The 12,693-nt window shown below is 29.9% G+C and carries 12 protein-coding genes; 7 read left to right on the forward strand and 5 right to left on the reverse strand.

Features of this window, described 5'->3' with window-relative positions:
- Nucleotides 1-38 precede the first annotated feature (38 nt).
- The gene (locus tag ACY3JJ_RS03515) at nucleotides 39-2,348 is read left to right on the forward strand and encodes a glycoside hydrolase family 31 protein (RefSeq protein WP_463092409.1); all 2,310 of its coding nucleotides are present in this window, start codon (nucleotides 39-41) and stop codon (nucleotides 2,346-2,348) included.
- On the opposite strand, the gene ACY3JJ_RS03520 is transcribed toward ACY3JJ_RS03515, so the two are convergent.
- On the reverse strand, nucleotides 2,345-3,574 hold the full coding sequence (locus ACY3JJ_RS03520) for an MFS transporter (RefSeq protein WP_463092579.1): 1,230 nt from the start codon (nucleotides 3,572-3,574) through the stop codon (nucleotides 2,345-2,347). The genes ACY3JJ_RS03515 and ACY3JJ_RS03520 overlap by 4 nt on opposite strands.
- 2 nt (nucleotides 3,575-3,576) lie before the next feature.
- A complete protein-coding gene (locus tag ACY3JJ_RS03525; RefSeq protein WP_463092410.1) occupies nucleotides 3,577-4,755 on the reverse strand; it encodes an AGE family epimerase/isomerase in 1,179 nt (392 codons plus the stop codon).
- 135 nt (nucleotides 4,756-4,890) lie between these two features.
- On the opposite strand from ACY3JJ_RS03525, the gene ACY3JJ_RS03530 reads away from it, so the two are divergent.
- From ACY3JJ_RS03530 to ACY3JJ_RS03540, 3 genes are read left to right on the forward strand one after another with little or no spacing between them, the layout of a single operon-like run.
- Nucleotides 4,891-6,519: a permease gene (locus ACY3JJ_RS03530; protein WP_463092411.1), complete on the forward strand. Its 1,629-nt coding sequence runs from the start codon at nucleotides 4,891-4,893 to the stop codon at nucleotides 6,517-6,519.
- Nucleotides 6,520-6,521: 2 nt separating this feature from the next.
- Entirely contained in the window at nucleotides 6,522-6,944 is a 423-nt protein-coding gene (locus tag ACY3JJ_RS03535; RefSeq protein WP_463092412.1) for a GIY-YIG nuclease family protein, read from the forward strand.
- Nucleotides 6,931-7,557, forward strand: coding sequence for a LysE family transporter (locus ACY3JJ_RS03540; protein WP_463092413.1), 627 nt, complete (start codon nucleotides 6,931-6,933; stop codon nucleotides 7,555-7,557). Before ACY3JJ_RS03535 ends, ACY3JJ_RS03540 begins: the two co-directional genes overlap by 14 nt.
- A gap of 5 nt (nucleotides 7,558-7,562) precedes the next feature.
- Here ACY3JJ_RS03540 and ACY3JJ_RS03545 read toward each other — a convergent pair whose 3' ends face one another.
- Nucleotides 7,563-8,021, reverse strand: a complete 459-nt coding sequence (locus ACY3JJ_RS03545) for a hypothetical protein (RefSeq protein WP_463092414.1) — start codon at nucleotides 8,019-8,021, stop codon at nucleotides 7,563-7,565.
- A gap of 4 nt (nucleotides 8,022-8,025) precedes the next feature.
- Nucleotides 8,026-9,117: a CapA family protein gene (locus ACY3JJ_RS03550; protein WP_463092415.1), complete on the reverse strand. Its 1,092-nt coding sequence runs from the start codon at nucleotides 9,115-9,117 to the stop codon at nucleotides 8,026-8,028.
- 118 nt (nucleotides 9,118-9,235) lie between these two features.
- On the opposite strand from ACY3JJ_RS03550, the gene ACY3JJ_RS03555 reads away from it, so the two are divergent.
- Nucleotides 9,236-11,389, forward strand: a complete 2,154-nt coding sequence (locus ACY3JJ_RS03555) for a glycoside hydrolase family 130 protein (protein WP_463092416.1) — start codon at nucleotides 9,236-9,238, stop codon at nucleotides 11,387-11,389.
- Here the strand turns inward: ACY3JJ_RS03555 and ACY3JJ_RS03560 are convergent.
- Nucleotides 11,378-11,890 carry a biotin transporter BioY gene (locus ACY3JJ_RS03560; protein ID WP_463092417.1) on the reverse strand — a complete coding sequence of 171 codons (513 nt, stop codon included), beginning with the start codon at nucleotides 11,888-11,890 and terminating at the stop codon, nucleotides 11,378-11,380. The genes ACY3JJ_RS03555 and ACY3JJ_RS03560 overlap by 12 nt on opposite strands.
- A 143-nt stretch (nucleotides 11,891-12,033) precedes the next feature.
- Here ACY3JJ_RS03560 and ACY3JJ_RS03565 point away from each other — a divergent pair, with 143 nt between their 5' ends.
- Both ACY3JJ_RS03565 and ACY3JJ_RS03570 read left to right on the forward strand, forming a co-directional pair.
- The gene (locus ACY3JJ_RS03565) at nucleotides 12,034-12,282 is read left to right on the forward strand and encodes a PspC domain-containing protein (protein WP_463092418.1); all 249 of its coding nucleotides are present in this window, start codon (nucleotides 12,034-12,036) and stop codon (nucleotides 12,280-12,282) included.
- A gap of 18 nt (nucleotides 12,283-12,300) precedes the next feature.
- The gene (locus ACY3JJ_RS03570; RefSeq protein ID WP_463092419.1) at nucleotides 12,301-12,687 is read left to right on the forward strand and encodes a PspC domain-containing protein; all 387 of its coding nucleotides are present in this window, start codon (nucleotides 12,301-12,303) and stop codon (nucleotides 12,685-12,687) included.
- Nucleotides 12,688-12,693: the final 6 nt, after the last annotated feature.

A 12,693-nucleotide genomic window follows, 5' to 3' on the forward strand; every position in this document is an offset into this window, starting at 1 on the left:
ACTACAAAAAATATCCTTAGGGGGGGTATTTAACGAATATGGAGATTGTTGAATATAATAATGAACTTCTCAAGATTGAATTTATAACCCCCAAAATAGTGAGATTTCATTTCTCAAAAGATAGAATTTGGAAGAAGAATAATTCTTTTTGTGTTAGCCTGGAAAAATTTAAGGAAGTCGACTTTGAACATAGGGAGGACAATAGGGCTCATTATTTTTTAACTTCAGATTTGGATATTAGGATATATAAAAATCCGAGTAAAGTACAAATATATGATAGGAAAGGTAATTTAATAATCTCTGATTATATGGATTTGGGTTATGTAAAGAAAGGGAATGGTATATATTCATATAAAGAGATGGGAAGAGAGAAAGCTTTTCTTGGATTTGGAGAAAGGTTGGGATCACTTAATAAAAAGGGTAAAAGGATCATAAACTGGAATACAGATGAACCAAATCATGAATTTGAAAGAGATCCATTATATCAATCCCATCCCTTTCTTCTAGCATACTCAGATTTGAGTTATGGGCTTTTCTATGATAGTACAGCTTTTAGTTATTTTGATATGGGATTTGAAAGTAAAAATTACTATTATTTTTTTACCGAAGATGATGAATTAGATTATTATTTTATATTTGGCCCTTCACCTAAGGAAGTTATAGAGAATTATACTTATCTTACAGGTAGGTGCTATATGCCCCCTTTATGGTCTTTAGGTTTACACCAATCCAGATGGAGTTATGATTCAGAGTATAAGGTTTATAAAATTGCTGAATTGTTTAGAAAAAAGAATATTCCATGTGATGCTTTATATTTAGATATTGATTATATGGAAGGTTATAGGGTATTTACGGTTAATAGAAAAAGGTTTCCTAATTTTGAAAAGATGATTGAGGATTTAAAAAAATTAGGCTTTAAGGTTGTTATTATTATAGATCCTGGGATAAAGGTAGATAAAAAGTATAAGATTTATATTGAAGGGTTAAAGGATGGACTTTTTTGCAAGAAAAGAACGGGAGAAATTTTTGTAGGGTATGTATGGCCTGGGAAAACAGTATTCCCAGATTTTTTCAAGGAGAAGGTTAGAAAATGGTGGGGCGAAAAACATAAATGGTTTATAGACAACGGTATATATGGTTTTTGGAATGACATGAATGAACCCTCCAATTTTTCTAAATTTGGCTATTACATGATGAAATTATTGTTTCATGTTTTTCATTTTAAAGAACCTCCAGATCCATTTAAGGCTAAAAATTTTGAAGAAAGAATTAAGCAGATAAAAGAAAAGACATTACCTCAAGATGTAGTACATGGTGATGATGAAATTTTTATACATAATAAAGTACATAATGTTTATGGGCTTTTGATGACAAAGTCAACTTTTGAGGGGTTTAGAGAGATTAATAAAGAGGTAAGACCTTTTATATTGAGTAGAGCTGGCTTTTCAGGTATTCAGAAATATTCAGCAGTGTGGTGTGGTGACAACAAAAGTACATGGGAGAATCTTTATTCCAGTATAGTAACTCTTCAAAATTTATCGATCTCTGGAGTTCCTTTTGTTGGTGAAGATGTGGGGGGTTTTTGGAGAGATTGTGAGAAAGAGCTTTTTATACGATGGATTCAGCTGGGTGTTTTCTATCCTTTTTTTAGAATACATACTGCTAAGAATACAAGAGATCAAGAACCATGGAGTTTTGGAGAAGAAATAGAAAAAATTACTAAAGAATATATTAATCTTAGGTACCAATTGATTCCCTATATTTATTCTTTGTTTTATGAGGCAAAGGAAAAGGGTATTCCATTAATTAGGAGTTTTATTTTAGAATTCCAAGATGAAGAAGTTTTATCTCATGAGGATGAATTTATGTTTGGTCCATTTATCCTTGTAGCTCCAGTATACCTAAGGGGCAAAAGAGAAAGAGAGGTATATCTTCCTAAGGGTTTTTGGTTTGATTTTTATACTGGAAAAAGGTATAGAGGGGAAAGTATTATAAAAGTTTTTGCTCCTTTAAATAGGATTCCTTTATTCTTAAAAGAGGGAAGTATTATTCCTATGTGGAATGTGCAAAATTATGTGGGAGAAAAGAAACAAGAAAATCTTTATTTAAAAATTACTCAAGGAGAAGGAAAGTTTTTGTATTATGAAGATGATGGAGTCTCATGGAATTATGAAAAGGGAGAGTTCAATTTGATTGAATTTTATACATTTATGAAAGATGGTGATCAATATTTAGGTATAAAATTTTTAAAGAAGGGATATGAGAGTTCTATAAAGAAGATTATTGTTAAAACTTTTAAAAAAGAGTTTAGTTTTGTACTTAAAGAAGGAGAGTTTTTAATCACTTAATTTAGGTGTTTCTTTTCTAATATTTCATAAATATAGGATCTCAATGAGATGAGACGATGAGTATACAAGATGCAAGATGCGAAACATAAGACACTACTTAAATGGATTGTGTACACTGGGCCTACGAACTTGGATAGGTATCCTCCTAAATAACTACCGATAGGCATAGCTCCCATGAAGAACATTACATAGATACTCATAACTCTCCCTCTTATGTTGTTATCAATAATAGATTGGATTAATGTATTACTACAAACACTAATAAGCATAAAACTTAATCCAGTTATGAATAATGATAAAAGGGATAAATATAAATTTCTTGATAAGGAAAGAGCTAAAAGACCTAAACCTGCTGTACCAAAAGATTGGGATATAAATTTTTCAATACCCTTTATTTTTTGCCTTCCTGCAAGGAATATGGCGCCAAAAAGCGCTCCTGCACCTATTGAGCTAGTTAGTATTCCAAGAGTTTCAGGGCCTCCATGCAGTATATCTTTTGCAAAGATAGGTAATAATACACTATAGACTGATGAAAGTAAACTTGATAATGCAATAAATATTAAAATGTGTCTTACTACTAATGTTTTAAAGACATAGTAAAATCCCTCTTTTAGTTCAGAAACGAGATGGGAAGTTCTTGTTGAGGTTATTGGTTTTACTCTCATGAAAAGTAGAGCAATAACAACTGCTAAATAACTAATTGCATTTATCGTAAAGCATATTCCTTCCCCAAGAAATGAAATAAGAAAACCTCCAATGCTTGGCCCTATTAAGCGAGCACTATTAAATAAAAAGGAGTTTAATGCAATAGCATTACTTAGATCCTCTTCTCTTTCCACCATCTCCATAACGAAGGATTGCCTTGTAGGAGCATCAATAGAATTAAAAATACCTAAAATAAGGCTTAATAGAAGAATATGCCAAATTTGAATTTGATTTGTAAGAGTGAGAATAGATAAAATAAGAGCTTGTAACATAAGTAAAAATTGGGTTATTATGAGAATTCTATGTTTACTAAATCTGTCTAAAAATACACCTATAACCGGTGATAAAAAGATATTAGGTGTTTGGGATAAAAAAGCAGTAGTGCCTAATAAAACTGATGAATTTGTTAATCTATAAACTAACCAACTCAAGGCTGTAGATTGGATCCATGTGCCAATAAGAGATATAGCTTGACCAGTAAAATATAACTTGTAATTTCTGCTCTTTAATGCTCTAAAAATATTTAGTCTTCACTTATTCTTTTTATTACTTCTATACACATTCTTCCATTATGATAAGGACATTTCCAAGGTTCTACTATAGGCATAGGGGCTGGAATATAATTTTCATCAAGTTTCCAGAACCATTCACTATCTGGTCTTTGATCTGCCATATAATTTTTAATAAATTCCCAAAGTGCTATTGCTGCATTTAAAAATTTTTCTTCTCTTGACTTTTGATATGCATTTAAAAAACCAACTAAGGCTTCTGCTTCAACCCACCAAATTCTACTTTTATCTAATATATTTCTTACTTTCTCATTAATTAAACTATCATTTTCAAAGGCTTCTTCTAATACTTTTTCAGCAATCTCTAAGGTTATTCTACTAATCTCTTCTTTAAGATTAGTATCATCAATATATTTTAAAGCTTCATCTAATAACCAAGTTGCTTCAATATCATGTCCGTATGAAATGGCATCAATTATAGGATTCAATTTTCTATCAAAGAAAACACCTAAATGTTTTGTCTCTGGGTTAAAAATCTTATCCTTAAAAATTATTACAAGATTTTCTATATTTTTCTTAAGGTTCTCATTAGGCCATGTTATATAAAGATTAGTATAAGCCTCCAATATATGAAGTAGAGAATTCATGCTTTTTTCAGCTATTATTCCATATTCACTAATAGCTTTATTTTCTTTTGGATTCCAGTATTCATCAAACTCTTCTATATAAGCGTATTCATCTTTACACTTTTCCTCTATGATGTTATAAGTTTCCAATGCAATATTGAGAGCTTCATCCTTTTTTGTGGATTTATAAAATTCTGATAATGCGTAGATACTAAAAGCTTGCCCATATATATGTTTTCTTTTATCAACAGGATCTCCTTTGTAGTCTACCATCCAATAAAAACCTTTGTTTTTATGGTCCCAAAATTTTTGTATTAAGAAGTTGTAAGCGTGATTCATATAAGGAATAATATCTTCTTCTTTTGTAAGATTATATACAGCAGAAAAAAACCATAATATTCTTGTAGTTAAGACTAAGCTTTTGTGAGCGTAAGGGTCTTTCTTTAAATCAAAAGAAACATATCCTATGTATCCTCCATTTTCTTTATCCATGAGTTTTGTCCAAAAAGGTATAATTTTCTCTGTAAGGTGTTTCTTTACCTCATTTTTTACTGTTTTTAAATCCATTTTTCCCTCCTCAATAAAAGTAATTAGCTGTACAAATTTTATTCACTATTATATATTGTGGGTAATTATTTTCAATAATATAATAACGAAATAATAAATTTTAAATTTTATTTATGAATTTGTGGGAGGTTAAGTATGTATAAGAATTTTTCTCTGGCCATATATTGTACTGCCCCATTTTTAAATAAAGTTTCTTTAAGAGAATTGGAGGAAGATTTTGCTTTTTTTGAAAGATACTTAAAAATAAATAAAGTATATCTGGAAACTCATAGAGGAAAGGATGATGTTCCTATGGAGAAAATTCTTGAAATAAAAGAGTTTTTTGATAAAAAGGGAATTAAAACATCGGGGGGAATCACAACTACGATAGATCTTCCTGGTGATCTGGTTCATGATTTGAGAATTTTTCATACATTTTGTTATTCCAACGAAATATTGAAAAATAGATTAAGAGAAATTGTAGAGTATACTGCTTCAATTTTTGATGAGGTTATTCTTGATGATTTTTATTTTACAAGTTGTTCTTGTCCTGAATGTATAGAAAGAAAAGGAAAATTATCATGGAAAGAATATAGACTTAACTTAATGACGGAGATATCTCAAAATTATGTGGTAGGACCAGCTAAGAAAGTAAATCCAAAGGTTAATATGATTATAAAGTATCCTAATTGGATAGATTCATATTATCAAAATGGTTATAATCCTGAATCTCAAAAAGATATTTTTGATGAGTTATATACCGGGACAGAGACAAGAGATCCTAAATATACACAACAACATCTTCCTCGTTACTTAAGTTATTATTTAATGAGATGGTTCGAAAATGTAAAACCAGAGAAAAATAAAGGAGGATGGTTCGATTCTTTTGAATGTAACTTAAATCAGTATATAGAACAAGCGCATCTTACTCTTTTCTCTAAAGCTAAAGAAATTACTCTTTTTGATTTTAGTTCTTTAAGGAGATCAACTTTTATTCCTTCCCTTTCCTTAGAGCTTGATAGGTTGGATGAATATCTTTCAGAGTTAGGAAACCCAATTGGTGTCAAGGTTTATCATCCATTTCATTCTGATGGTGAGAATCATCTCTCTTCTTATTTAGGAATGATTGGGATACCCTTTGATCCTACACCTTATTTTCCTATTGATACAAATATTTTATTTTTACCTGAGAATTCTGTTGAAGATAGGGAAATTTTAAATAAATTAAAAAGTTTTCTTCTTAGTGGTGGAGATGTGATCATTACATCTGGTTTTTTGAGAAGATTGGGTAGAAATATGGAGGATTTTACATCAATAAAATATACAGATAAAAAAGTATTATTAAGTTTATTTGCTATAGATCCTGCTATGACTGGTTTTAGTAAATATGTATATTCTCGTAAGGAAATTATTTTCCCGATTATTGAGTATCACACTAATTCTTCTTGGCCAATAATTGTAGGAATTAATGGAGAAAATAATTTTCCTATTCTTCTCAGAGATTTTTATGGAAAGGGAAGGATCTATGTTTTAAATATTCCCGATAATTATTCAGATATTTATCTGTTACCCATAGAGGTACTTAATGAAATAAGAAAAATATTTTTGAATAAATTAGGTATTTATTTCAAAGGAGATGAAAAAATAGGAATGTTTTTGTATGATAATGGTTATTGTATTTTAGAGTCCTTTTTATCCTATAGAACTGAGGTAACATTAGTAAATAAGGATAAAGAAATGAAAATCAGATTGGAACCAAATTCTTATAAGGTTATTAGAATTTAATTATGAAAGGAATATATCTTTTGGTTGTTGAGGTAGAAAAAGATATAGAGTGTAGGGTAGGGCGACTTGGAGTTATAAAATTTAATAGGGGCCTTTATATCTATGTAGGATCAGCACAAAATAGTATGGAGAAAAGAATAAAAAGGCATCTTAGTAAAAATAAAAAATTATATTGGCATATTGACTATCTATTGGAATCTCCTTTTGTTAGAGTAAGAGAAGCCTTATATAATGATCATCTTTGTAAAGAATGGGAATGTAAGATTGCATCTTTGATAGATGGAGAGAAAGTTCCTCGCTTTGGGTCATCAGACTGTAAATGTGATTCTCATCTTATAAAAGTGGAAGAGAATTTTTTAGATGATATGAAGAAGTATTTTAGAAGATTAAATATAGAATGGAGTGTGAAGAATGGTTGTATTTAATTTATTCATCACTAGTTTTGTAGTAGGATTTTCAGGGGCGTCAGCTCCTGGTCCTATGATGACAATGGTAATTACACAGTGTAGTCTTAAAGGTTGGAAGGACTCTATCAAAATAGTTTTTGGGCATGCTATGTTGGAAGCTGTTCTTATTATACTTCTGCTCTTAGGTTTACAATCTTTTCTTCAAGATCCAATTTTTTTAAAAAGTTTTACTTTTTTAGGAAGTATATTTTTGATTTATACGGGTATATCTCTATTAATATCCCTTATTAAAAAAAGTAGTTTAGATTTAAAGAATTCTGATCCTATAAAAATTTCCCTTCCTTTGGCTGGTGCTCTTGTTTCTTTATCAAATCCTTATTGGCTGATATGGTGGATTACAGTAGGAGTAACCTTTCTCGGACAAGCAAGGAGTTTTTTTATGTTGGGAATTTTAAGTTTTTATTTAGGTCATATCCTTTCTGATTTTGTGTGGTATATTTTTATTGGCTTTATAGGACAAGGCTTATCTTTTCCTTTTTGGAATAAATTTTACAAGATTATATTGTATTTAGCATCTTTTTCTCTTATTTTCTTTGGTGTTTACTTTTTGAAGTTTGTAATATTAGGATAAACTGATTATCTTAAAGAGCGAAAAAGTAGTAAAACTCCAATAACTATAAGAAGTATGGGAAATAAATATCTCATGTATTCTGGGGATTTTGATATTAATCCTAGTATGATACCAAAAGAGATAAGGATGATTCCTGGATATATAGACCAGTACTTTTCTGCATAGGAGTACTCTTTTTTAGATGAATGAATAAAGAAAATCATTAGAAATCCAAATCCTATAAATGAAATGATATATACAGGGTTGATAGTGTATAGGGATTGTAAAATATTAAATAAAGCTATACTTAATAAGATACATCCTGGAATGAGAAATCCTATATTTCTGTTAAATCTATAATATGAAAACAAAAATATGACACTAATAATTAAAAGGAAGAGATTTCCTGAAAGAATCCCAAAATTACTTAGGAGCAAAAGGAGACCTATAAATATTAAAAGGATAGCCATAGCTTTTTCTCTCATAAATTTATTCCCCTTTCGATATATAATTAAGGACTTTTTTTAAGTATATTTTAGAATCAGATTCTACATATGTCAAATTAGTTATTTTCTCTGCTTTTATAACCTTATATCTATGAGGATTATTTTTATCCTTTGTGGTCTTTGAAATGAATATAGGTATTATCTCTTTTCTAATGATAAAGGTTTTATTTTTATACTTATTCAATGTTATATTTAATATTAATCCAAATTTTACTTGAGGTATATTTAGTCCATATTGGTCTGTGAAAAAATTCCCCAATGAATAAAAACACCATTTTCCATTTATCTTCTCGTAAGGTCTTACTGAATGGGGGTGACTTCCTACTATCAAGTCTCCACCCCATGATATTATTTTTTTAGCAAGCGATTTTTGATAGGATTCAAGTTTTTCAGAGTATTCTATGTATCCCCAATGTAGATAAATGATTGTAAAGTCAACTAAATTCTTTATCTTTCTTATATCTTCTTTGATTTTGTCCTCATTTATGAGATTAACCATATATTCTTTGTTTTTAGGTAAACTAAAACCGTTGATGCTAAATGTATATGCAAGAATTCCTGCTTTTATGCCGTTTTTAGATAAAACAAGGAAATTTTTACTGTCCTCTTCTGAGGTATATGCACCCACATAATATAATCCTCTCTTTTTTATATTCTCTATTGTAGCTGTTAGTCCTATTTCACCCTTATCAAATATGTGATTTGTTGACAGAATCATAATATTAAATCCACTTTTTTTAAGAAGATCTAAAATTTCTACTGGAGCGTTAAATAGGGGGTAACCTGATACTTGAAATATATTTGAGGCAATAGGAGTATCAATCACAATGGAAGAAAAATCTTTTCTAATATATTCCTCTATTTCTTCAAATATATCAGGAGGAAAATAATATTTCTTGCTTGATGGATCATAATAAGAATTTGATAAATGTTTTTGGAGAAAAAGATCCCCTGCAAAAGCTAAGGATAGATTTTTAAATTCCTCTTCGTATGTATTAGAAAGGGTAAAGTAAACAATGACAAATAAAAAAAGAAGGATTTTTATTAATCTTTTGTAAATAATTTCTAACCACATGCTTAATATTATACATGATATTTTTGTAACTTTTTTGGCTTGATTTTTTTATAGATTCTATTAATATAATCCTTTGGAATGAATTAGAGAAAGACTTGATGGAGGAGTTGAAGGTATTATGATGGCAGGATTAAGAAAGGGAGATAAAATAACATTATTAGGGTTTCATGATTTTTTAACTCCAGTAATTGATTATTGGAAAGAAGAAGGATTTAATGTAGAAATTGAATATAACTATAAAATTAGGGATATAAATTCTAAGATATATCTAATTGTTGATAGTCCTAAGGATCATATTCCATGGCGAATGTTATTAGAAGAGATTAAAAATGTTAAAGGAAAAACTCTCTTTTTAAATTATCCTAAAACAATTAAGAATTCTGATCATCCTATATGGAGACATAAGTGGGATGGAATTATTTCCTTTTTTTGGGAAGAATATTTGCCTAAAAATATATATTTGGTAAAATTTCCTTCTTATCCTGTTTTTAAAAAGAATTTGGAGATCTCAAGAGAAAAGTTGGGATTTCCTCAAGATAAAAGGATAATTCTTGTAATGGGCGATTATTCTTTTGAGAATGTCCTATTTTATCTTTCTTATGTAAAAAGTTTATTAAATCTTTATATTGTTGTTTTAGTTTCTACTTATGAAAGGAAGTTGAAGGTTGAAAAATTTGTTGCTAAAAATAAGCTTAATGTGGATTCTGTTATATTAGGTGGAATATGGGATGATGATTTGCAAATCGTGGGAGCTTCCGAAATGGTTATTATGGATGGAGGAGATGAAGTGGAACCTTTTGAGGTTTATAAACTTATAGGTTGGGGGACACCTCTCGTTATAAAATATAAGATATTTAATAATTTTTTATACAATGAAGCCATAAAATTTGATGGTAAAGAAAGGACAGAAATAAAGGGAATATCAAAAACCGAGCTTTATACAGGTGTTTTGAGGTTTAAAAATAAAGATGATCTTTTTTACAAAATAAAACTATTATTTGAAAATAAAAACCTAAGAGATATAATTCTCGGTACATCAAGAGCATTTGCCTATGCTCATTCTCCTGAACTTGTTGGTAGTCAATTTTTATTTATCTTTAGAGAACTATTAGAACCACCCCAATATAGAGCATCTAAAAAGGCTATTAGATTTCATAATAATCCATTATTTAGAGCAAGACCAAATGTTTACTTAAACATAAACAGAAAGAAGATAAAATGGGAAAGGTTAGTTTATAATGCTGGAGCTATTAGAATTAATGGAACTATTTATGTGCTTTATAGAGCTTTGGGAGAAGATGGGGTTTCTCGCATTGGATTGTGGTGGTCAAAGGATGGTTATAAAGAAGAAGGAAGACTTGACTATCCTATATTTGGTCCTAAGGAAGAATATGAAATGCCAAAGAAGCCAGAACAGCGTAGAAAATGGCAGAAGAGAACATTTGGAATGATTAGAGAGGTAGGAGGTACTGAAGATCCAAGAATTACTCTCATTGATGATTGGTTATATATGACCTATACAGCTTATGGGAATGTGGTACAGCTTGCTATGGCAAAGATACCTTTAAATACTTTTTTGGATGGGGTAAAGAAATTTAAAAGTTTTGAAGAATGGAATAATGCTTGGGTGAGAAATGGCCCGATATTTAAGTACTTAGAAGATAAAGATGCAGTACTTTATGTTGTAAATGAAAGAAATAGGGAATTTTCAAATGGTAAAAGAGAAGAGGATGATTTTGTAACAATTTTCCCAGAACTTTTGGATAAGAAAGTAGCTCTTATTCATAGAATACCTCCTGATATGCAGATACTTTATACAGATGAGCTTAAAGCTAAAAGTATAAAAGTTGGTAAAACCTTTTTGATGCCTTCTCCTAATACTTGGGATAGTATAAAGATTGGGGCAGGAGCCCCACCTCTAAAGACACGTTTTGGGTGGATTCATATTTATCATGGGGTTGGTAATTGGATGGGAAGAAGAGCCTATGGTTTGGGAGTTGTACTAACATCTCTTGAAGATCCAGAAAAAATTTTATATAGATCATCAGAGCCTATTCTTCAACCTGAAGAACTATATGAAACTACTGGTTGGGTCCCTAATGTGGTATTTACCTGTGGTGTTGTATCAAAGAGCAAAGATTCCAATGAAATTTTAGAATTAGACGATGAACTTTTGATATATTATGGTAGTGCAGATGAAGTTATGGCTCTTGCTGAAATAAAAGTATCTGATCTTATACCCGAAGAAATATTGGCGAAGTTAACTATTTGATTTTATGTGAGTTTTTAATTTGTTCCATATTGTTAGTGCTATGATACCTTTTAATAAGTCATAGGGTATAAAAGGTAATGCTCCTGTTAAGATTGCTTTTGTATATGGTATTTTTATAGCAATAGAAAGCCACATGCTTCCTAATAAATAAATTACAAAAATACCAAAGATAAGGGCTAAGATCTCAGAATATCTTTTTAATAAAGAAATGGTTATACCTCCCAATAAGAACCCAAAAAGATATCCTCCTGTAGCTCCAAAAAGGATATTTAGGCCTCCTCTTCCTCCAGCGAATACAGGAACCCCTAAACCTCCTAATATTAGGTAAGAAAAAACAATATAGAAAGTTTCAATAGGTGAAAAGAGAAGACTTATTAAAAACAAAAATAATACTTGTAGAGTAAATGGGACTGTAGTAAAGGGTAGATAAAAACTTAAATAACTTCCCAAGATAAGTAATGCTAAACCTAAGCCCAGAACTGGTATCTTTTTGTAATTCAACACCCATCCCCTACCTTTCTTATTTTTGCTACATATTTTAAAAAGAGAAATTTAAGTTATTGTTAAAATTTTCTTAAAACTTAATTAAAAGGCAACTTTTTTTAATATTTCTTCGTATTATATGTAGAGGAGTTGATAAATTTATGGAAAAAAGATTATATAGAAGTAGGAAAAATAGTGTTTTACTTGGTGTATGTGGTGGTATAGGAGAATATTTGAATATTGATCCAACAATAATAAGGCTTATTTTTATTTTCCTTTTGATAGCCTTCAATTTTTCCCTTGTTGTAGTATATTTTCTTTCTGCTCTTATAATACCGGAAGAACCTGATATTTCTGAGAAGAATGAACATGATGATATAACACCTTCTGGGCCAATTCAACATCTATAAGAAAGGGGGATTTTAAAAATGAAGAGACTTTATAGAAGCAAAAAAAGTAGGGTTTTTCTTGGTGTAAGTGGTGGTATAGGTGAGTATTTGGGTATAGATCCAGTTATTATTAGACTAATTTTTATATTTTCCATCTTAATATTGGGTCCTTTTAGTTTTCTTTTATACCTTCTTTGTGCAATAGTTATACCAGAAGCTCCATGGTATGAAGAAGGATCACAGGAAGATGGAGAATTAGAAAGAAAGGATATATATGCTCATAAAAATGAACTTTTAGGTTGGATTCTTCTTGCTATAGGAGTTTATTTTTTGGGAAAAACTTTTAACTTTTTTACCATATCTTTTAATATTGTTTTGGCTTTGATTTTTATAATCTTAGGATTTTCGTTAATGTTCAAAAAATAAGAGGGG

This window comes from Dictyoglomus sp. DH (assembly GCF_055181375.1).